The organism is Mesorhizobium sp. M6A.T.Cr.TU.014.01.1.1 (assembly GCF_004022765.1).
Classification (GTDB): Bacteria; Pseudomonadota; Alphaproteobacteria; order Rhizobiales; family Rhizobiaceae; genus Mesorhizobium; species Mesorhizobium mediterraneum.
The window spans coordinates 132,225-152,582 of sequence record NZ_RZPG01000003.1 but is presented as its reverse complement, the minus strand read 5'-3'; the positions used below and the strand labels follow the sequence as shown (position 1 = coordinate 152,582).

Annotated in this window: 21 protein-coding genes; 14 read left to right on the top strand and 7 right to left on the bottom strand. The window is 62.1% G+C overall.

Going from position 1 to position 20,358, the window contains the following annotated elements:
• Nucleotides 1-244: 244 nt before the first annotated feature.
• Nucleotides 245-559: a hypothetical protein gene (locus EN885_RS05645; RefSeq protein WP_095487493.1), complete on the top strand. Its 315-nt coding sequence runs from the start codon at nt 245-247 to the stop codon at nt 557-559.
• Between the two features lie 31 nt (nt 560-590).
• On the opposite strand, the gene EN885_RS05640 is transcribed toward EN885_RS05645, so the two are convergent.
• Nucleotides 591-1,283, bottom strand: coding sequence for a GntR family transcriptional regulator (locus EN885_RS05640; protein WP_245458143.1), 693 nt, complete (start codon nt 1,281-1,283; stop codon nt 591-593).
• Between the two features lie 69 nt (nt 1,284-1,352).
• Here EN885_RS05640 and EN885_RS05635 point away from each other — a divergent pair, with 69 nt between their 5' ends.
• The 12 genes from EN885_RS05635 to EN885_RS05580 all read left to right on the top strand — a co-directional run bounded on the left by EN885_RS05635 (nt 1,353) and on the right by EN885_RS05580 (nt 16,035).
• On the top strand, nt 1,353-2,246 hold the full coding sequence (locus tag EN885_RS05635) for a dihydrodipicolinate synthase family protein (protein ID WP_128241773.1): 894 nt from the start codon (nt 1,353-1,355) through the stop codon (nt 2,244-2,246).
• 49 nt (nt 2,247-2,295) lie between these two features.
• Entirely contained in the window at nt 2,296-3,633 is a 1,338-nt protein-coding gene (locus tag EN885_RS05630; RefSeq protein ID WP_128241772.1) for an FAD-binding oxidoreductase, read from the top strand.
• Nucleotides 3,634-3,645: 12 nt separating this feature from the next.
• Entirely contained in the window at nt 3,646-4,647 is a 1,002-nt protein-coding gene (locus EN885_RS05625; protein WP_128241771.1) for a 4-hydroxyproline epimerase, read from the top strand.
• 336 nt (nt 4,648-4,983) lie between these two features.
• Nucleotides 4,984-5,886 carry a branched-chain amino acid ABC transporter permease LivH gene (locus EN885_RS05620; RefSeq protein WP_127205694.1) on the top strand — a complete coding sequence of 301 codons (903 nt, stop codon included), beginning with the start codon at nt 4,984-4,986 and terminating at the stop codon, nt 5,884-5,886.
• A gap of 4 nt (nt 5,887-5,890) precedes the next feature.
• The gene (gene livM, locus EN885_RS05615; RefSeq protein WP_127205693.1) at nt 5,891-7,486 is read left to right on the top strand and encodes a high-affinity branched-chain amino acid ABC transporter permease LivM; all 1,596 of its coding nucleotides are present in this window, start codon (nt 5,891-5,893) and stop codon (nt 7,484-7,486) included.
• Nucleotides 7,486-8,949 (top strand): ABC transporter ATP-binding protein, encoded by a 1,464-nt coding sequence (locus tag EN885_RS05610; protein WP_128241770.1) that lies wholly within the window; start codon nt 7,486-7,488, stop codon nt 8,947-8,949. Before livM ends, EN885_RS05610 begins: the two co-directional genes overlap by 1 nt.
• The gene (locus EN885_RS05605) at nt 8,949-9,677 is read left to right on the top strand and encodes an ABC transporter ATP-binding protein (RefSeq protein WP_126107320.1); all 729 of its coding nucleotides are present in this window, start codon (nt 8,949-8,951) and stop codon (nt 9,675-9,677) included. Before EN885_RS05610 ends, EN885_RS05605 begins: the two co-directional genes overlap by 1 nt.
• 17 nt (nt 9,678-9,694) lie before the next feature.
• The gene (locus EN885_RS05600) at nt 9,695-10,042 is read left to right on the top strand and encodes a DUF6867 family protein (protein WP_126104501.1); all 348 of its coding nucleotides are present in this window, start codon (nt 9,695-9,697) and stop codon (nt 10,040-10,042) included.
• A gap of 139 nt (nt 10,043-10,181) precedes the next feature.
• Entirely contained in the window at nt 10,182-11,300 is a 1,119-nt protein-coding gene (locus EN885_RS05595; protein WP_095487475.1) for a branched-chain amino acid ABC transporter substrate-binding protein, read from the top strand.
• Nucleotides 11,301-11,536: 236 nt separating this feature from the next.
• Nucleotides 11,537-14,995, top strand: a complete 3,459-nt coding sequence (gene pyc, locus EN885_RS05590) for a pyruvate carboxylase (RefSeq protein WP_128241769.1) — start codon at nt 11,537-11,539, stop codon at nt 14,993-14,995.
• Between the two features lie 272 nt (nt 14,996-15,267).
• Nucleotides 15,268-15,528: a DUF2312 domain-containing protein gene (locus EN885_RS05585; protein WP_023800031.1), complete on the top strand. Its 261-nt coding sequence runs from the start codon at nt 15,268-15,270 to the stop codon at nt 15,526-15,528.
• A gap of 51 nt (nt 15,529-15,579) precedes the next feature.
• Nucleotides 15,580-16,035 (top strand): hypothetical protein, encoded by a 456-nt coding sequence (locus tag EN885_RS05580; protein WP_128241768.1) that lies wholly within the window; start codon nt 15,580-15,582, stop codon nt 16,033-16,035.
• A 22-nt stretch (nt 16,036-16,057) separates the two neighbouring features.
• Here EN885_RS05580 and EN885_RS05575 read toward each other — a convergent pair whose 3' ends face one another.
• Nucleotides 16,058-16,567 carry an arsenate reductase ArsC gene (locus EN885_RS05575; RefSeq protein WP_128241767.1) on the bottom strand — a complete coding sequence of 170 codons (510 nt, stop codon included), beginning with the start codon at nt 16,565-16,567 and terminating at the stop codon, nt 16,058-16,060.
• Nucleotides 16,568-16,783: 216 nt separating this feature from the next.
• Between EN885_RS05575 and EN885_RS05570 the strand changes: the two genes are divergently transcribed.
• The gene (locus EN885_RS05570; protein ID WP_126104504.1) at nt 16,784-17,122 is read left to right on the top strand and encodes a hypothetical protein; all 339 of its coding nucleotides are present in this window, start codon (nt 16,784-16,786) and stop codon (nt 17,120-17,122) included.
• A gap of 30 nt (nt 17,123-17,152) precedes the next feature.
• On the opposite strand, the gene msrB is transcribed toward EN885_RS05570, so the two are convergent.
• The 5 genes from msrB to EN885_RS05545 form a co-directional block, all read right to left on the bottom strand.
• Nucleotides 17,153-17,557 (bottom strand): peptide-methionine (R)-S-oxide reductase MsrB, encoded by a 405-nt coding sequence (msrB, locus tag EN885_RS05565; protein ID WP_128241766.1) that lies wholly within the window; start codon nt 17,555-17,557, stop codon nt 17,153-17,155.
• A 108-nt stretch (nt 17,558-17,665) separates the two neighbouring features.
• Nucleotides 17,666-18,463 carry an MBL fold metallo-hydrolase gene (locus EN885_RS05560; protein WP_128241765.1) on the bottom strand — a complete coding sequence of 266 codons (798 nt, stop codon included), beginning with the start codon at nt 18,461-18,463 and terminating at the stop codon, nt 17,666-17,668.
• Between the two features lie 32 nt (nt 18,464-18,495).
• Nucleotides 18,496-19,686 (bottom strand): VWA domain-containing protein, encoded by a 1,191-nt coding sequence (locus tag EN885_RS05555; protein ID WP_128241764.1) that lies wholly within the window; start codon nt 19,684-19,686, stop codon nt 18,496-18,498.
• Between the two features lie 9 nt (nt 19,687-19,695).
• Nucleotides 19,696-20,100 (bottom strand): type II toxin-antitoxin system HicB family antitoxin, encoded by a 405-nt coding sequence (locus EN885_RS05550; protein ID WP_206437544.1) that lies wholly within the window; start codon nt 20,098-20,100, stop codon nt 19,696-19,698.
• A gap of 9 nt (nt 20,101-20,109) precedes the next feature.
• Nucleotides 20,110-20,304, bottom strand: coding sequence for a type II toxin-antitoxin system HicA family toxin (locus tag EN885_RS05545; RefSeq protein WP_128241763.1), 195 nt, complete (start codon nt 20,302-20,304; stop codon nt 20,110-20,112).
• Nucleotides 20,305-20,358: the final 54 nt, after the last annotated feature.

Genomic DNA, 20,358 nt, shown 5'->3' with positions numbered 1-20,358 from the left:
CGCGGTTCTCTGCGATCACCTTGAAACGGATCCACAGGCGCCCGCTGCGGGCGCCTGCTTGCGCTTTTTCGTTGCCGACACCATATATGGAACATAGTGGGAACATCAAAAATCGTCCCCGCTGATGACAGACCGGAACACGGAAAGGAACGACGCGATGGTGATGACGTCGGAACCGGCCTGGATCGTTTCGGCAAAATGAGGCGTCTCCCTTTGCCGGACGTGATGGCAAAGGAGGTGCCCTATGGCACGCAAATCGCTATTGGGTTGGGTGAAAACCCTGGTTCTTGCTGGCGCATTGGCGGCGGGTACGAACGCCGCAAGCGCCCAATATCAGTACTGCGTTGAACATGGCGATCTCGTCGCCCACCTGACTGAGAATTTCCAGGAAAGACAGTTTGCTTTCGGGCTGATCGGTCAAGTGGCGATCATGGAAGTTTTTGTCGCCGAGACCGGAAGCTGGACGATCATCGTCACCGATGTCGCCGGCAGAAGCTGCATCGTCGCGGCCGGCGAACATTGGGAAAACGTGGTGATCCCGGCCGACCAGGACGCATGACGGTCAGGACACATTGATCGGATGAGCGGTCTCAGCGCGTAGCGGCCGTCTCGGCATGGCCGCGTAGCAGCGCCATCAGGCGCTTGGCATCTTTAGCGGCAGCATCTTCGTCGCCGGCGAGGATCGAGCGGATCAGCGCGACGTGGTGCTCGGCCGATTCGGCGAGCCCGGTTTCGGCCTTGTAGCGGAACCAGAAGCGGCGGCTGTGGGTCTGCAAGGGGGCGGCCAGCCGTGCGGCGAAGGGGTTGTCGGCAGCCAGCGCCAGCGCCTCGTCGAGCGCCTTGTCGGCTTGAATGAAGGCCAGCACATTGCCTGATATCACCGCTTTCTGCATGGCCAGTGCCGCATCGTGAAACAGGTCAGCGGCTTCACGGGTGACGAAGCGGGCGGCCGAGCGGGCGAGAACCACCTCGATGCCACGCCGCGCATCGAGGACGCGCAACCAGTCGCCGGGATGGAGCGGGGCAATGGCGATGCCGGCACGGGGCCGGACATCCAGCAGTCCTTCCCAAGCCAGTCGCTGGATCGCCTCGCGCACCGGCGTGCGGCCAAGCCCGAGCCTGTCGATCAGGGCGCCCTCGGTGATGAAGCTTGCAGGCGCCAGTTCGAGCGTCACGATCATATGCTCGAGCACACGGTAGGCTTTCGCCGCCGCAGGCTCGAATGCCGGGCTTGTGTCACTGAATATCAAAGGTGAGCTCCTGATATATTTTCGATATATCATAGCGAAATCCGTGTTGACAGTCCGTTTCTTAATAAATATACGACTGATATATCAGATGGAGCGACCACCATGTGGACCGGAGTTTTCCCCGCCGTCACGACCAAATTCACTGAGGACGATCGTCTCGACCATGGCGAGATGGAGCGCTGCTTTGCGCTGCAGATGGAGGCCGGCTGCGACGGCATCATCGTCTGCGGCTCGCTCGGCGAAGGGCCGATGCTGTCACATGACGAGAAGATCGACGTGCTGAAGACCGCGCAGAAGATCGCAGGCAACAAGCCGGTTCTGCTGACGGTCAACGAAGCCGGCACGCGCGAGGCGGCGGCGATCGCGCGCCGCGCCGCGAAAGAGGGCGCCAACGGGCTGATGGTGGTGCCGAGCCCGATCTACCACACCAATGAGGAGGAGACGGTCGCCGCACTGCGCGCTGTCGCCGAGGCCGGCGACCTGCCGGTGATGATCTATTCCAACCGGCTTGCCTATCGTGTCGACGTTACCGTCGACCAGATGGAGGAGCTGGCGAAGGACAAGCGCTTTGTCGCCATCAAGGAATCCTCGGACGACATCCGCCGCTCGACCGAGATCATCAACCGCTTCGGCGACCGCTATGACCTGTTCACCGGCGTCGACAATCTGGCGTTCGAGGCGCTGTCGGTCGGCGCCATCGGCTGGGTGGCGGGGCTGGTCACCGCGTTTCCGCGCGAGACGGTCGCCATCTACCAGTTGATGAAGCAGGGTCGCCGCGAGGAGGCACTGAAAATCTACCGCTGGTTCCGGCCGCTGCTCGACCTCGACGTCTCGACCTATCTGGTGCAGAACATCAAGCTCGCCGAAGTCTTGGCGATCAACACCAACGACCGCGTGCGCATGCCGCGCCAGCCATTGTCGGGCGAGCGCCGCAGGACGGTCGAAAAGATCGTCAGGGATGCGTTGGCGGCAAGGCCGGAGCTGCCGACGTTTTGAGGCAGGCTCTCTTCTTCCCGTTTTACGGGGAGAAGATGGCGGCAGCCAGATGAGGGGCAGCGCCCACGTGCAAGGAATTTCCAAGTCGGCAAAAGCGGGGAGCCGCCCCTCATCCGCCCTTCGAGCACCGTCTCCCCGTGAACGAGGAAAAGGGGAAGACATCGCCATTATCGGCGGCGGCATCATCGGCGTCTGTGTCGCCGCCTATCTGGCCGAGGCAGGGCGAAACGTCACGATCTTCGATCGGACGGGGATCTGCGAGGAGACGAGTTCCGGCAATGCCGCCGCTCTGGCCTTTTCCGACGTGCTGCCGCTGGCCCACAAGGGCATGATCAGGCATCTGCCGAAATGGCTTGCCGACCCGCTCGGCCCGCTCAGCATCCCGCCCGCCTACCTGCCGAAGCTGCTGCCCTGGCTTGTCCGCTTCTGGCGCGCCGGGCGAACCGACCGCTACGAGGCCAGCCTCGCGGCGCAGGCAGGCATGATGCGGCTCGCCGAGGCCGAATGGGCCGGGCTGATGGCGCGCTCGGGCACCGGAAACATGCTGCGCGAGGACGGCTCGCTCGAACTTTACGAGAACGAGGCCGAGTTCAAGGCGTCGCTGCCCGGCTGGGCGGCGAGGCAGCGCTTCGGCATCGGCTTCAGCCATGTCGAGGGCGATGCGCTCGCCGCCTTGCAGCCGGGCCTGTCGCCGCGCTTCGTCAAGGGCACTTTCGTGCCGGGATGGAAGACCGTTACGGACCCGAAATCATTGGGCAAAGCGATCTGGGCCTATGCCGAGAAGAACGGCGCGCGTTTCGAAAAGGCTCGGATCGACCGTGTCGGAGCGGGGCAGGATGGCGCGACATTGACGCTGGCCGACGGCACGGCGCGGCAGGCAAAATGCCTCGTCATCGCCGCCGGCGCGTGGTCGCATCTGCTGGCGAAACATCTCGGCGACCGCATCCCGCTCGAAACCGAGCGCGGCTACAACACGACCCTGCCGAAGACCGCCTTCGACGTGAAGCGGCAACTGATCTTCTCCGGCCATGGCTTCGTCGTCACCCCGCTTGAAACCGGTGTGCGCGTCGGCGGCGCGGTCGAGCTCGGCGGCATCGAGCGGCCGCCAAACTACGCCCGCTCGAAAGCGCTGCTCGAAAAGGCCAAAAGCTTCCTGCCGGGGCTTGATCCAGCCGGTGGCCGCGAATGGATGGGGTTCCGGCCGTCGCTGCCGGATTCGCTGCCGGTGATCGGTGCCGCCAGGCAGGCCGGCACGATTGTCTATGCCTTCGGCCACGGCCATCTCGGCCTGACCCAGGCGGCTGCCACCGGACGCTTGATCCGCGATCTCATTCTCGGCCAATATCCGGTGTTTGATCTTTCTCCGTTTTCTCCGAACCGCTTCTGACGGGATCTAGAAATGGCGCGCCACTCCTTCTTCTGCATCGACGGTCACACCTGCGGCAATCCCGTGCGGCTTGTCGCCGGCGGCGGACCGCTGCTCCAGGGCGCGACGATGATGGAGCGGCGCGCGCATTTCCTGGCCGAATATGACTGGATCCGCACCGGGCTGATGTTCGAGCCGCGCGGCCATGACGTGATGTCCGGCTCGATCCTCTATCCGCCGACGAGGCCCGATTGCGACATCGCCATACTGTTCATCGAAACCTCGGGCTGCCTGCCAATGTGCGGTCACGGCACCATCGGCACGGTGACGATGGCCATCGAGCACGGGCTGATCAAGCCGAAGACGCCGGGTTTGCTCAGGCTGGACACGCCGGCCGGCCTGGTCACCGCCGAATACAAACAGGTCGGCGAATATGTCGAGGAGGTCCGCATCACCAACGTGCCGTCCTTCCTCTATGCGGAGGGCCTGACGGTCGAATGTCCGCAACTCGGCGAGATCAGTGTCGATGTCGCCTATGGCGGCAATTTCTACGCCATCGTCGAGCCGCAGAAGAACTATCGCGACATGGCCGAGCATTCCGCCGGCGACCTCATCGCCTGGAGCCCGGTGGTGCGGCAGCGGCTCAACGAGAAGTACTCTTTCGTGCATCCCGAGAATTCCGGCATCGACCGGCTGTCGCATATGCTGTGGACAGGGGCGCCGACCGACAGCCAAGCCGATGCGCGCAACGCCGTTTTCTACGGCGACAAGGCGATCGACCGCTCGCCTTGCGGCACCGGAACCTCGGCGCGGATCGCGCAGCTTCACGCCAAGGGCAAGCTTAGAGCCGGCGACGATTTCGTCCATGAATCGATCATCGGCTCGCTGTTCAAGGGCAGGGTCGAGAAGGAAGTCACGGTGGCAGGCAAGCAGGCGATCATTCCCTCGATCGGCGGCTGGGCGCGCATGACCGGATTGAACACGATCTTCATCGACGACCGCGATCCGTTCGCGCACGGATTCGTCGTCAAATAGAGAGGATCTTGACCCAAGGGAAACGAATGGAACGCAAAGATCGACTGCGTCGGCGGCGCAACGATCCCGCTCATCAACTTATTTTGACGGCGATTCCTTCGAAACGACGTGCATTTTGACGCCGAATCGTCAAAGACATTGCGTTATGCCAATGATAGGGTCCGCGATAGTCCAGAGGCCGGAAGGGAAAGAACGGGCAATCCGAGTGGCGTGCTTCAAAATCACGCATGACGATTAAAAAATGACGTTGCAATCCGGGCTCGAAACTTTACGACTAGGGGAAATACGAAAAGGAATGCGTCTGCATGGGCGACATTCCAGGGGAGCCACGACAGCATGCAGTATTTTGTCCAGCAGCTTATCAATGGGCTGACGCTGGGATCGATCTATGGACTGATAGCGATCGGCTATACGATGGTCTACGGTATCATCGGCATGATCAATTTCGCCCATGGCGACATCTTCATGATCGGCGCCTTCACCGCCCTCATTGTTTTCCTCATCCTCGGTGCGTTGTTCTACTCGGTGCCGGTGGTGATCGCGCTCTTGATCATGATGATCGTCGCGATGCTGTTGACCAGCCTGTATAACTGGACGATCGAGAAGGTGGCCTACCGGCCGTTGCGCGGCTCGTTCCGGCTGGCGCCGCTGATCACAGCGATCGGCATGTCGATCGCGCTGTCGAACTTCGTCCAGGTGACGCAAGGCCCGCGCAACAAGCCGATCCCGCCGATGGTGTCCAAGGTCTACAATATCGAGGGCATCAGCGTATCGCTGAAGCAGATCATCATCGTCGTCGTCACCGCGCTGCTGCTGGCGCTGTTCTGGTACCTGGTCAACAAGACCTCGCTTGGTCGAGCGCAAAGAGCGTGCGAGCAGGACCGCAAGATGGCGGCGCTGCTCGGTATCGACGTCGACCGCACCATCTCGATCACCTTCGTCATGGGCGCGGCCCTTGCCGCCGTCGCCGGCACGCTGTTCCTGATGTATTACGGCGTCATCGCCTTCTCCGACGGCTTCACGCCCGGCGTGAAGGCGTTCACCGCGGCCGTGCTCGGCGGCATCGGCTCGCTGCCCGGCGCCGTGCTCGGTGGGCTGATGATCGGCTTCATTGAGAGCATGTGGTCGGCCTATTTCTCGATCGACTACAAGGACGTCGCCGCCTTCTCCATCTTGGCGATCGTGCTGATCTTCCTGCCTTCCGGCATTCTGGGCCGGCCAGAAGTCGAAAAGGTCTGAGATCATGGCCGATACCGTATCTCCGGAGCGCGACATCGTCGCCACCCCTATGCAACGCGCCACGCGCGAGGCGCTTTATGCCGGCGCCATCGCGCTCGGCCTGTTCGTGCTGTTCATCGGCCTGAGGACCGATCAGAACATCTCGAACGAACTGATCCTCGTACAGCGCTGGTGGCTTCTCTTTACCGTGGTTGTGCTGACCATGGTCGGGCGCTTTGTCTATGTCGCCTATGGCCAACCCTTCCTGGCCAGCCAGAAGGTCGTCGACATCGCCACCGGCCTGTTGCCGGAGAGCGCGGCGACGCGGTTCTTCCGGTTGCCGTATTTCATCGCGGCCATCGTGATTGTTGCCGTGCTTGCTCTTCTGGCCGGCTCCCTCGATGATTTGCTGGGGCCGGGTCTTGCCGGTTACGCACGGTTCGCGCGAGCGCTGGCGATCATCTATGCCCTCGCCTCGGTGCTGTTCTATTTCCGCAGCTTCATCCATGCCCACTTCTCGGCATTGGGCATCGCCGCACTGGCGATTTATCCTGTCGTCGTCGTGCTGGTGCTTGCGGTGTACAGCGGATCGATGGTGGGCGGCTTTCAGGGCTCGCTGAAATGGGTCGACAATTTCGGCATCCAGATCCTGATCTATGTGATGCTGGCGTGGGGGCTGAATATCGTCGTTGGCCTCGCCGGCTTGCTCGACCTCGGCTATGTCGCGTTCTACGCCGTCGGCGCCTATGCCTATGCGTTGCTCGGCACGCATTTTGGTCTGTCGTTCTGGATCCTGCTGCCGGCCGCCGGGGCCATGGCCGCCTTCTGGGGCGTGCTTTTGGGCTTTCCGGTGCTGCGCCTGCGCGGCGACTATCTGGCGATTGTGACGCTGGCCTTCGGCGAGATCATTCGTCTCGTGCTGATCAACTGGCGCGAGGTCACCAACGGCTCGGCCGGTATTTCCGGTATCCCGAAGGTCTCTTTCTTCGGGCTGATGTCGTTCAACGTCGCGGACGAAAACTATATCGCCAAGGTGCTCGACATCGCCCAGTCGGGCGCCTACTACAAGATCTTCCTCTACTACCTGATCCTCGGGCTCTGCCTGCTCACCGCCTTCGTCACCATAAGGCTCAGGCGCATGCCCGTCGGCCGCGCCTGGGAAGCGCTGCGAGAGGACGAGATCGCCTGCCGCTCGCTCGGCATCAACACCACCACCACCAAGCTCACCGCTTTTGCCACCGGCGCCATGTTCGGCGGCTTCGCTGGCTCGTTCTTCGCTGCGCGGCAAGGTTTCGTCAGCCCTGAATCCTTCATCTTCCTGGAATCGGCGATCATCCTCGCCATCGTCGTGCTCGGCGGCATGGGCTCGCTGGTCGGCATCGCCGTCGCCGCCATGGTGATGATCGGCGGCACCGAGGCGCTGCGCGAACTCGATTTCCTGAAGCAGGTCTTCGGTCCAGATTTCACCCCGGAACTCTACCGCATGCTGCTGTTCGGTATAGCCATGGTCATCGTCATGGTTTGGAAGCCGCGCGGCTTCGTCGGCAGCCGCGAGCCGACAGCCTTCCTCAAGGAGAGCAGGGCCGTATCCGGCTCCTTCACCAAGGAAGGCCACGGCTGATGAGTGATGCGAGCCTATCCATGAACGATGCCATCCTGCAGGTCGAGCATCTGTCGATGAAGTTCGGCGGTCTCGTTGCCATCGGCGACCTGACCTTCCAGGCCAAGCGCGGCGAGATCACCGCGCTGATCGGGCCGAACGGCGCCGGCAAGACCACCGTGTTCAACTGCATCACCGGTTTCTACAAGCCGTCGGAAGGCATGCTCACGCTCAATCGGCGCGACGGCTCGAGCTATCTGCTTGAGCGCCTGCCGAATCATGAGATCCCGGCGCGCGCCAAGGTGGCGCGCACTTTCCAGAATATTCGTCTGTTCTCGGGCATGACGCTGCTGGAGAACCTGCTGGTGGCGCAGCACAACAAGCTGATGAAGGCGTCCGGCTACACCATTCTCGGCCTGTTCGGCTTCAGCGGCTACCGAACCGCGTCGGCCGAGTCGATCGACCTGGCTAGGCACTGGCTGGAAAAGGCCGATCTCGTCGACCGAGCCGACGATCCGGCCGGCGACCTGCCCTACGGCGCGCAACGGCGCCTGGAGATCGCGCGGGCCATGTGCACGGGTCCGGAGCTGCTCTGCCTCGACGAACCGGCCGCCGGCCTCAATCCGAAGGAATCGATGGCGCTCAACGAGCTCCTGATGGACATCAAAGACAACACCGGCACCTCAATCTTGCTGATCGAGCACGACATGGCGGTGGTCATGCAGATTTCCGACCATGTCGTGGTGCTCGAATACGGGCGCAAGATCTCGGACGGCAGTCCGCACGCGGTACGCACCGACCCGCGTGTCATCGCCGCTTATCTCGGGGTCGAAGACGAGGAAGTTGAGACTGTGCTGACGGAGGTCGGCGACGAAGACGTCATCGAGCAACTGGATACGGGCCCGGATTCGGCGCACGGGCCGGGCGCATCATCTTCGTATCTCGCCGGGCCGGTGACCGACACGGTCGGCCATAGCGAAGGCGAACGCGTCACGGTGTCGAAGGGCGCCTCGAAAGCCGGGCAGCTCGATGCAAGGTCGAGTGCCGCAGCAAGCAAGCCAAGCTCGAAGCCTGCCGCAGCCAAACCCAGCGCGAAATCTTCTGCCGCAGCAAAGCCAGCCACCAAGGCACCGGCCAAATCAAAGGCCGCGGGCGTTTCGAATCGGCTCACAGCACCGCGTGGCGGCAAGGCCGACAATCTGACCCGCATCAAGGGCATCGGCACGGTCAATGAGAAGAAGCTCAACCAGCACGGCATCTTCCATTTCGACCAGATCGCGGCATGGAAGAAGGCCGACGTCGTGGCCGTCGAAGCCTATCTGGCCTTCGACGGGCGCATTGCGCGCGAGGACTGGGTTGGCCAGGCCAAGCTTCTTGCCGCTGGCAAGGAGACGGAATTTTCGCGCCGCGTCGATGCTGGGAAGGTGGAGACAAGCCATGTCTCTGCAACGCCTGCGACGGGCAAGCGCGGGGGGCGCAAGTGATGGCCGGCACAACGCTGCTCGATATTAGGGGTGTCCAGACCTACTACGGCAACATCAGGGCGCTGAACGGCGTCGATGTCACCGTCAAGCAGGGCGAGATCGTGGCGCTGATCGGCGCCAACGGCGCCGGCAAGTCGACGCTGATGATGACCATTTTTGGTGCTCCACGGGCGCGGGCAGGTACCATCACCTTCGCCGGCACCGACATCACCCAGCTGCCGACCCATGAGATCGCGCGCATGCGCATCGCCCAGTCGCCGGAGGGCCGGCGCATCTTCCCGCGCATGACGGTGATGGAAAACCTGCAGATGGGCGCCAGCCTCGACAACCTCCAGCATTACGACGAGGACGCCGAGAAGGTGTTCACGCTGTTTCCGCGCCTGAAGGAACGCATTGCCCAGCGCGGCGGCACGCTGTCGGGCGGCGAGCAGCAGATGCTGTCGATCGCGCGCGCGCTGATGGCGCGGCCGAAACTGCTCCTGCTCGACGAGCCGTCGCTGGGCCTGGCGCCGCTGATCGTCAAGCAGATCTTCGACGCCATCCGCGAGTTGAACCGCACGCAGGGGCTGACCGTGTTCCTGGTCGAGCAGAACGCCTTCGGCGCGCTGAAGCTCGCCACGCGGGGCTATGTCATGGTCAACGGCAATGTGACGATGAGCGGCACCGGCAAGGAGCTGCTCGCCGATCCGGACGTGCGTGCCGCCTATCTCGAAGGCGGCCATCACTGAGTTCAGGAGTCTTCATCATGCAGGGCATTCTCTATGAGGAACCTTCGGTCTGGCAGTTCTTCTTCGTCACCTGCCTGCTTGGCGGCTGGGCGGCCTGGATGACGGGCAAGGCCTGCGCCCAGACATGGCGCAGCTTCGTCCAGTTGTTCGCTTACATGCTCGGCCTCGGCATCGCCGTAAGGTTCATCCATCACGCGCTGTTCGACGGCACGATGTTCTCGCTGCAGTACTACATCGTCGATACCATCGTCCTGATGATATTGGGCTTCATCGGCTATCAATACACGCGCACCAATCAGATGGTGACACAGTATAGCTGGCTCTACGAAAGAGCATCGCTTTTGAGTTGGAAACCAAAAGGTTGATGTTCATCATTAACGCCGTTTCGGGGATGAATCGGCGTGACAAGTGCCTGAAAATCGGCAAAGTACGTTTTCTGCGAGTAAAAGTGGGCATCGCATGAAAGCATCATCCACGCCCACTCTGTAAATGGGAGCGTTTTACATGAGAAAATCACTTTTGTCCGCCGTCGCCCTGACCGCGCTCGTCGCGTTCAGCGGAAGCGCGTGGGCTGACATCCTGGTCGGCGTGGCCGGTCCGATCACCGGTCCGAATGCCGCTTTCGGCGCGCAGCTGCAGAAGGGCGCCGAACAGGCTGTCGCCGACATCAATGCGGCCGGCGGCATCAACGGCGAGCAGATCAAGCTCACGGTCGGCGACGACGTCTCCGATCCGAAGCAGGGCATCTCGGTCGCCAACAAGTTCGTCGGCGACGGGGTCAAGTTCGTGGTCGGCCACTTCAACTCGGGCGTTTCGATCCCGGCATCGGAAGTCTACGCGGAAAACGGTATCCTCGAGATCACACCGGCCGCGACCAATCCGAAGTTCACCGAACGCGGCATGTGGAACACGTTCCGCACCTGCGGACGTGACGATCAGCAGGGCAGCATCGCCGGCGCTTACCTCGCGTCGAACTTCAAGGATGCCAAGATCGCGGTCATCCACGACAAGACGACCTATGGTCAAGGTCTTGCCGACGAAACCAAGAAGGCGATGAACGCTGCCGGCGTGACGGAAGTCATGTACGAAGGCGTCAATGTCGGCGACAAGGACTTCTCGGCGCTGATCGCCAAGATGAAGCAAGCCGGCGTTTCCATCATCTATTGGGGTGGTCTGCACACCGAAGCCGGCCTGATCATCCGCCAGGTGGCTGACCAGGGCCTCAAGGCCACGCTGGTTTCCGGCGACGGCATCGTGTCGAACGAGCTGGCCTCAATCGCGGGCGACGCGGTTGCGGGCACGTTGAACACGTTCGGCCCGGATCCGCGTCTGATCCCGGCGAACAAGGAACTCGTTGAGAAGTTCCGTGCGCAGGGCTTCGAGCCGGAGGCCTACACGCTCTACTCCTACGCCGCCATGCAGGCTATCGCGGGAGCCGCCACAGCCGCCAAGTCGAACGATCCGATGGAAGTTGCCAAGGCTCTCAAGGCGAATGGCCCGTTCAAGACGGTGCTGGGCGATCTTTCCTATGACGCGAAGGGCGATCCGACGCTGCCTGGCTACGTCATGTACGAATGGAAGAAGGGCGACGACGGCAAGTACACCTACATCCAGAAAATGTAAGCCTGTCGACGACGGCAGTTCCGGAATGCCCGGCGCTTCGCGCCGGGCATTTTTCGTTTGATGTGTTACCCGTTGTTAAAGCGTCCTTTGCGCATTTGAGGGAAACACACGGCGCTCAGAGCAAAAAGAATCGATTTAAATCGGTTTAATCGCCGCCCGATTTTGTTTGCGCTGCAGCATTTTCGCGTTAATCATGGCGCCAGTTTCCTTCCCCGTCAGCGTCCGGAGCCTTGTCCTTGGCAATTTCGAAGATCCTTGTCGCCAACCGGTCCGAAATCGCCATCCGCGTCTTCCGCGCGGCCAACGAACTCGGCCTCAAAACCGTGGCGATCTGGGCCGAGGAGGACAAATACTCGCTGCACCGCTTCAAGGCCGACGAAAGCTACCAGGTTGGGCGCGGGCCGCATCTGACCAGGGATATGGGACCGATCGAAAGCTATCTGTCGATCGAGGAGGTGATCCGCGTCGCCAGGCTTTCGGGCGCCGATGCCATCCATCCGGGCTATGGGCTGTTGTCGGAAAGCCCCGAATTCGCCGAAGCCTGCGCCAAGGCCGGCGTCGTCTTTATCGGACCCAAGCCGGATACGATGCGCAGGCTCGGCAACAAGGTCGCCGCGCGCAACCTGGCGATCGAGGTTGGTGTGCCGGTGGTCCCCGCTACCGAGCCGTTGCCGGACGATATGGAGGCGGTGAAGGCGCTCGCCAAGACGATCGGCTATCCGGTGATGCTGAAGGCATCGTGGGGCGGCGGCGGCCGCGGCATGCGCGCCATCCGCTCGGAAACCGATCTCGCCCGCGAAGTGACGGAGGGCAAGCGCGAAGCGAAAGCCGCCTTCGGCAAGGACGAGGTCTATCTCGAAAAGCTGATCGAGCGCGCCCGCCATGTCGAGGTGCAGGTGCTGGGCGACACACACGGCAATGCCGTGCACCTGTTCGAGCGCGATTGTTCCATCCAGCGCCGCAACCAGAAGGTGGTCGAGCGCGCGCCGGCGCCGTACCTCGAAATGTCGCTGCGCGAAGAGCTTTGCGATTACGCGCTGAAGATCGCCCGCGAGACGAGCTATGTCGGGGCCGGCACCGTCGAGTTCCTGCAGGATGCCGACACCGGCAAATTCTACTTCATCGAGGTCAATCCGCGTATCCAGGTGGAGCACACCGTCACCGAGCAGGTGACCGGCATCGACATCGTCAAGGCGCAGATTCACATCCTCGATGGTTTCGCCATCGGTACGCCGGAATCGGGCGTGCCAGCGCAGAAGGATATCAGGCTCAACGGCCACGCGCTGCAGTGCCGCATCACCACGGAAGATCCCGAGCACAATTTCATTCCCGACTATGGCCGCATCACCGCCTATCGCGGCGCCACCGGTTTCGGCATCCGCCTCGACGGCGGCACCGCCTATTCGGGCGCGGTCATCACCCGTTTTTATGACCCGCTGCTGGAGAAGGTGACGGCCTGGGCACCGACGCCGGCCGAGACCATCGCCCGCATGAACCGGGCTCTGCGCGAGTTCCGTATTCGCGGCGTGGCGACCAATCTCACCTTCCTCGAGGCGATCATCAATCACCCGAGTTTCGCCGACAATTCCTACACGACCAAGTTCATCGACACGACGCCGGAGCTGTTCGCGAGCGTGAAGCGGCAGGACCGCGCGACCAAGCTGCTCAATTATCTGGCCGATGTCAGCGTCAACGGCCATCCCGAGACGCGCGGCCGGCCGCAGCCGAAGGCCGACGCGGCGGCACCCATGGTGCCCTACCTCAATGGCAATGTGCCTGATGGCAGCAAGCAGAAGCTCGACGCGCTTGGGCCGGAGAAATTCGCGGCCTGGATGCGCGCGCAGAAAGAGGTGCTGGTTACCGACACGACGATGCGCGACGGGCACCAATCCTTGCTCGCGACGCGCGTGCGCACCTATGACATCGCCGGCATTGCCGGCACCTATGCGCGCGCGCTGCCGCAGCTTTTGTCGCTCGAATGCTGGGGCGGGGCGACGTTCGACGTCGCCATGCGCTTCCTCACCGAAGACCCGTGGGAGCGGCTGTCGCTGGTGCGCGAGGCAACGCCCAATTTGTTGCTGCAAATGCTTTTGCGCGGCGCCAACGGCGTCGGCTACACCAACTATCCCGACAATGTCGTCCAGCATTTCGTCCAACAGGCCGCCGCCGGCGGCATCGACCTGTTCCGCGTCTTCGACTGTCTGAACTGGGTCGACAACATGCGTGTCGCCATGGACGCGGTCGGCGCCGAGGGCAAGCTGATCGAAGCGGCGATCTGCTACACCGGCGACATACTCGACCCGGCGCGAGCCAAATACGACCTCAAATACTATGTCGCGCTGACCAGGGAGTTGCAGGCGGCCGGCGCCCATATCATCGCGGTCAAGGACATGGCCGGGCTCTTGAAGCCGACGGCGGCGCGCGCACTGTTCAAGGCGCTGCGCGAGGCGACCGATCTGCCGATCCACTTCCACACGCACGACACGTCAGGCCTGTCGGCGGCGACGGTGCTGGCGGCGGTGGACAGCGGTGTCGACGCCATTGACGCGGCGATGGACTCCTTATCGGGCAACACCTCGCAGCCTTGCCTGGGCTCGATCGTCGAGGCGCTGAAGGGCACCGAGCGAGATCCGGGCCTCGACCCGCAATGGATCAGGAACATCTCGTTCTACTGGGAGGCGGTGCGCAACCAGTATGCAGCCTTCGAGAGCGACCTGAAGGGGCCGGCCTCGGAAGTCTACCTGCACGAAATGCCAGGCGGGCAATTCACCAATCTCAAGGAACAGGCGCGCTCGCTCGGGCTGGAGACGCGCTGGCACGAAGTGGCGCAGACCTATCACGACGTCAATCTGATGTTCGGTGACATCGTCAAGGTGACGCCGTCGTCCAAGGTTGTCGGCGACATGGCGCTGATGATGGTAAGTCAGGACCTGACGGTCGCCGATGTCGAAAATCCAGCCAGGGATATCGCCTTCCCGGATTCGGTCGTGTCGATGCTGCGCGGCGATCTCGGCCAGTCGCCCGGCGGCTGGCCGGAGGCGCTGCAGAAGAAGGTGCTGAAGGGCGGTAAGCCGATCACTGTGCGACCTGGCTCGCTGTTGAAAGCAGCCAATCTCAAGGCCAGCCGCAAGGAGATCGAGGAGAAGCTCGAGCGCAAGCTTAGCGAATTCGAATTCGCCTCGTGGCTGATGTACCCGAAGGTTTTTTCCGACTTTGCCGCAGCCCAGGAAACCTACGGGCCGGTCAGCGTGCTGCCGACGCCGACCTATTTCTACGGCATGAAGCCGGAAGACGAGATCTTTGTCGACATCGAGAAAGGCAAGACTCTGGTGGTGCGCTGCCTGGCCATCGGCGATGTCGACGAGAAAGGCATGGTCACCGTGTTCTTCGAGCTCAACGGCCAGCCGCGCCGGATCAAAGTGCCGGATCGCGCGCATGGTGCTTCCGCCGCCAAGGCGCGGCGCAAGGCCGAGCCGGGTAACGAGGCGCATGTCGGCGCGCCGATGCCGGGCGTGGTCTCGGCACTTGCCGTCGCCGCCGGCCAGGCGGTCAAGGCCGGCGACGTGCTGCTGTCGATCGAGGCGATGAAGATGGAGACGGCATTGCATGCCGAGCGTGACGGCACAATCGCCGAAGTGCTGGTGAAGGCCGGCGACCAGATCGACGCCAAGGATCTGCTGATCGCATTCGGGTAAGGTGCGTTGATATTCAGGTGATGCCGGCCTGCAAACGCCAGCTGCCTGCGCTTCCGGTGCTCACGTACTTAAGTACGCTCCGCTCCGGTTCTCGGCAGCCACCGTTTTCGGCTCGGCCTGACCTGAATCTCAACACACCTTGGGGTGTGCCTAACCCTTCATGCCGCATCGATAACAGCTTGACCGGTCGCCCCCGGTCGGGCATCGAACCGCTGCAAATTCGCCGCGACACGTTCCTGAGTCGCGGCATGGAAAACGACGCGGAGAAAAAAATGGCCGACGACATCACCGAGACCAGCCAGACTGTTGCCGCCGGCCAGCTGCGTGCCTTCATCGAGCGCATCGAGCGGCTCGAAGAAGAGAAGAAGACGATCGCCGACGACATCAAGGAAGTGTTCGCCGAGGCCAAGGGCACCGGCTTCGACACCAAGGCGATGCGGTCGATCATCCGTCTGCGCAAGAAGGACCAGGCCGAGCGGCAGGAGGAGGAAACCATCCTCGACCTCTACAAAGCCGCGCTCGGCATGGTGTAAGGCTGGTAACAGCCCTGGGCGCCGGTTGCGGCACCCTCAATGGGTCGAAGCATGAGCGAATTCGACTTTGGCGTCCGCCGCGCCTCTGAATTCCGCCAACGCGGCTTCTGGACGCTGTTCGCGGAACGGCATCCGGAAGAAAGGGCGCTGATGGCGCGGCGCGGACCCTGGTTCTGGCAGCGCGGGCTGCCCGACTTCGCCTTGGTCCTTTCCATGTATGTCGCGCCGGCGCAGAACCATGTCGGCGTCTTCTTCGGCCGCAACGAGAAGTTCGGTGCCACGCAAGCCTGGTCGCGGTTGAAGCCGTTCCAGCCGGCGATCGAAGGCAGATTGAAACTCAGGCCGGAACAGAGTTGCGAGGGCCTCGGCATCAATTCGATGTGGCGGGTGAACTGCTTTGCCGAGGACAATTGGCCCGCCATGGCCGACTGGCTGGTGACGGAAGCATCGCGTTTCGAGCGCGCCGTTGCCGGGGTTCTGGGCGAGGGTGGCGAAGCCGGTTCGTGAATTCGCGTCGCAGCCGCTTGAGCTAGTTCGGCTTCGGCGTGTCGCGGCCGATCTGGTCGAGATGGTGTTGCAGCGCCAGATGGTCGAGCGCATCCATCGGCAGATTGGTGAACAGCGAGATGCGGTTGTTGAGCATGCGATAGGCATCGGCAAAGGCAAGATGCAGTTCGGCTTCGGTGCCGTCTGCCTTGGCTGGGTCCGGTATCGACCAGAGTGCGGTCATCGGATGACCCGGCCAGATCGGACAGGATTCGTTCGCGGTGCTGTCGCAAAGCGTGAAGATGAAGTGCATCTCCGGCGCGTCGGGCTCGGCGAACTCGTCCCAGCCTTTCGAACGGGCAAAGCTCGTATCGTAGTTGAGGCTTTCGAGCAGTTGCAGTGCGTAGGGATTGACCTTGCCCTTCGGCCGCGAACCGGCGGAAAAGGCCTTGAACCTGCCGACACCAATCCGATTGAGAATGGCTTCGGCCATAATGGATCGCGCCGAATTGGCGTTGCAAAGAAACAGCACGTTGTAGACATTATCGCTCATCTCAAGGCCTCCTTGACAGGCGACTGGATGATGGGGGCGGCAGATTCCGGCAATTTATCTCTGCCAAGATGCCGGCAAGGGCGACGTAGAAAGGTTTCACGACCGTTTGATGACAATCTGTCAAATCATATGCTTGCGTGCCGATGATCGACTTGCGTTGACAGGCTTGCTGCGTTCGACATTTCTGCGGCTGTCGAAAGAGAGAAGGCCGCGCCTATGAGTGCTCCCTTCGAAGGCGAAGGCGGTGAGGCAAGCCGCGCTCTGGGCTTCTTCCGCTCGCGCTGGCAAGGCACGGCCCCGCTCGATCGGCTGTTCTGGCGCGATCTTGTCCTTGTCGGCACGGCGATCAACATCGCAGTGTCGGTGCTGGCGCTGATCCTGCTCGGGCTAAAGCTGCCGCTCGCTCTCGTTCTGGCGGTGCATTTCGCGCCGGTGCCGTACAACTTCTTTCTGACTTTTGCGGTGTGGCGGACCGCCGAGAAATCCCCCAGCATCAAGGCTTCGCTGATGACGCTGGGGGCTGTGCTGTGGCTGATACTGGTGGTGGTGGTCTGACAGGACAGTGCTGCCAAAGTCGAATTCCAGTCAGGCAGCCGGCTCGAATTTCAGCGCGACGCCATTGATGCAATAGCGCAGGCCGGTCGGGGGCGGACCGTCCTCGAAGACGTGGCCGAGATGGCTGCCGCAGCGAGCGCAGTGGCATTCTGTGCGGACCATGCCGTAGCTGCGGTCGACGGTCGTCTCGACCGAACCGGGCACCGGGTCGTTGAAGCTCGGCCAGCCGGTGCCGCTCTCGAATTTCAGCTTGGACTCGAACAAGGGCTGGTCGCAGCCGACACAGGAAAAGGTGCCGGCGCGCTTCTCGTGGAGCAAGGCGCAACTGCCTGGCCGCTCGGTGCCGTGGTTGCGCATCACCGCATATTGCTCTGGCGACAGGCGCGCGCGCCATTCGGCATCGGTGCGGGTGACTGGGTAGGTATGGAAATCCATCTTTTTGCCTCTTAGCTCATGCCGCTATTTGGGTTGCCTTCCCAAGTTCGCCTAAAATAGGCATTCGTTACGGCGTTTGCCCATATTTTCGATGCCGCGAAGAATTCCTCAGGCGATCGCCGCGAGATACCGCGCAACCGACGCTGCAAATGCCGCCTTTGCGTCTCCGATGACGTTCTGGTTCCACCATGCGCCATAGATATGGTCGAACGCGAAAGGCTCCAGCGCGGCCTTGATGCCGAGCACTTTCGCCGCATTGAGCGGGATGTAGTTCGGGTAGCTGTACATGAAGCTGACATGGCGGCGCGTAGGCGTCACCTGCAAGATGTCGCCGGCCAGGATGGCGTCGCCGCCGTCGCGCTTCCAGTGCAGCACCTGGCCGCCGGCAAAGTGGCCGCCGCAACGGATAAGTGTCAGCGAGGGGTTTAGGGCGCGCGTCTCGCCTTCCCAACTGATAACAGCCGGATGCGGCCGCATGATCCACTTGCGATCATCGGCGTGCAGGTAGATCGGCACGCCGCCAAACGCTTCGCTCCACTCGACCATTGCCGAATAATAATGGCAGTGCGAAATGGCGATCGCGGCCAGGCCGCCCCGTCGGTTGATTTCGGCCACCGCCTCGTCATTGACCATCGAGATGCAGTCCCACAGCACATTGCCGTGCGGCGTTTGCGCCAGCAGCGCCCGCTGACCGATGGCGAAGCGCGGCTCGATGCCGAAGGCGAGCACGCCGGCGTCGTCTTTCATCACGATCCGATGCCCGGCAGCGAGTTCCTCCGGCGTGATCCAGGCCTGGCCCTCCCAGCGCACATATTGCCGCTCGTCCTCGCAGATCGGGCAATGGTCCGGCGGCGCGGCTGTTGCCGCGAATTGGACGCCACACTGCAGGCAAAGGAAACAGGTCATAGGCCTTCCTGTCTTGCGTTCCGAAAATCCACTCAGTGCTTCCTTGAAAGCTGTTTCGTCGCGGCTTCGAGCCCGGCGAGCGTCAGCGGAAACATGCGGCCGCCGAAGATATCGCGGATCATGGCGATCGAATGAGTATAGCCCCAGTGTTTCTCATTTTCCGGGTTGAGCCATACCGCGTTTGGCCATTGCTGCAGCAGGCGGTTGAGCCAGACGACGCCGGCTTCCGGATTCCAATGCTCGACCGAGCCGCCGGGATGCGCGATCTCATAGGGGCTCATCGAGGCATCGCCGACGACGATCACCTTGTAGTCCGGGCCATATTTGTGGAGGAGGTCGAAGGTCGGGATCACCTCCGCATGGCGGCGGCGATTGTCCTTCCAAACGCCTTCGTAAAGGCAGTTGTGGAAGTAAAAGTATTCGAGTTGGCGGAATTCGGCACGGGCGGCCGAAAACAACTCTTCGACGCTTTTGATGTGATCGTCCATCGAGCCGCCGACATCGAAGAACATCAGCAGCTTCACGGCATTGCGCCGCTCGGGCCGTGTCTGCACGTCGAGATAGCCATGTTCGGCCGTGGCGTGGATGGTGCCGGGCAGGTCGAACTCCTCCTCGGCGCCTTCGCGCACCCAGCGGCGCAAGCGCTTCAGCGCGATCTTTATATTGCGGGTGCCGAGCTCGACGGTATCGTCGAAATTCCTGAATTCGCGCCTGTCCCAGACTTTCACCGCGCGGCGGTTGCGGCTCTCATGCTGGCCGATGCGAATCCCTTCGGGATTGTAGCCGTAAGCGCCGAAAGGCGAGGTGCCGCCGGTGCCGATCCATTTCGAGCCGCCCTGATGCCGGCCCTTCTGTTCCTCAAGCCGTTTTTTCAGCGTTTCCATCAGCTTTTCGAAACCACCCAGCGCCTCGACCAGCTTTTTTTCTTCATCGGTCAGGTGCTTTTCGGCAAGCCGCCGCAGCCATTCCTCCGGAATGTTCTCGACGTCGACCGCGTTTTCGCCAGTCAGCGCTTCGACGCCTTTGAAGATGTGCGAAAAGACCTGGTCGAAGCGGTCGATGTGGCGCTCGTCCTTCACCAGTGCGGAGCGGGCGAGATAGTAAAAACCCTCGACGTCATAGTCGACCAGCCCCGCCTCCAGCCCTTCCAGCAGCGACAGATATTCCCGAAGCGAGACGGGAACCCGCGCGGCTTTCAGTTCGAGGAAGAAGGGGATGAACATCGTACGACTTTATCTGTGACCTTCGATCTTCTCCCGTGCGGCGCTGGCGATGAAAGCGGAACGCGTGAGGCCGCGTCGGCTCGCTTCGGCATCGATTGCCGCCAAAAGGCCTGCGTCGAGCGACAGATTGGCCCGGACAGGCCGGCCGGAATCGATCAGCACGGGGATCATCACGGCAGATTCGCCGGCAGCGCTATCGATTTCGCCCAGTCGGAGCAGATCTGCCACCGTGCGCGCGGCGGGCAAGGGCAAGTGCTTCGCCATTCGTGCCTCGGCCCATTCGCGAACGGCGGAAGTCGCATCGGCTATCGCCTCCTCGGGACTTGCGCCACCGCCGTGACACCCGGGAAGATCGGGCACCCGCACCCCCCAGACCTCATCTGCGCCGTCAAGAATTCCGACATAGTGCATCATGATTCGTCCCTAAATCCATCCAGCAAGCCGGGCGATCGACCGCGCGACACCCAGAGATTGTTCGCGATGCCGCGGCACGATGATCATGATCTCCGGCCTCTCCGGATGCTCATACTTCTCATGCTTGCCGCCGCCTACGTTCACCCAGCCATCGCGTAAAAGCCTCGTGACGATCTTGCGTTTGTTGGTCTCGATCAGTGGCACGGGCAGTCCTGATCATGCGCAATATATTGCGCAACAGCAGCTATTTCAATCGTC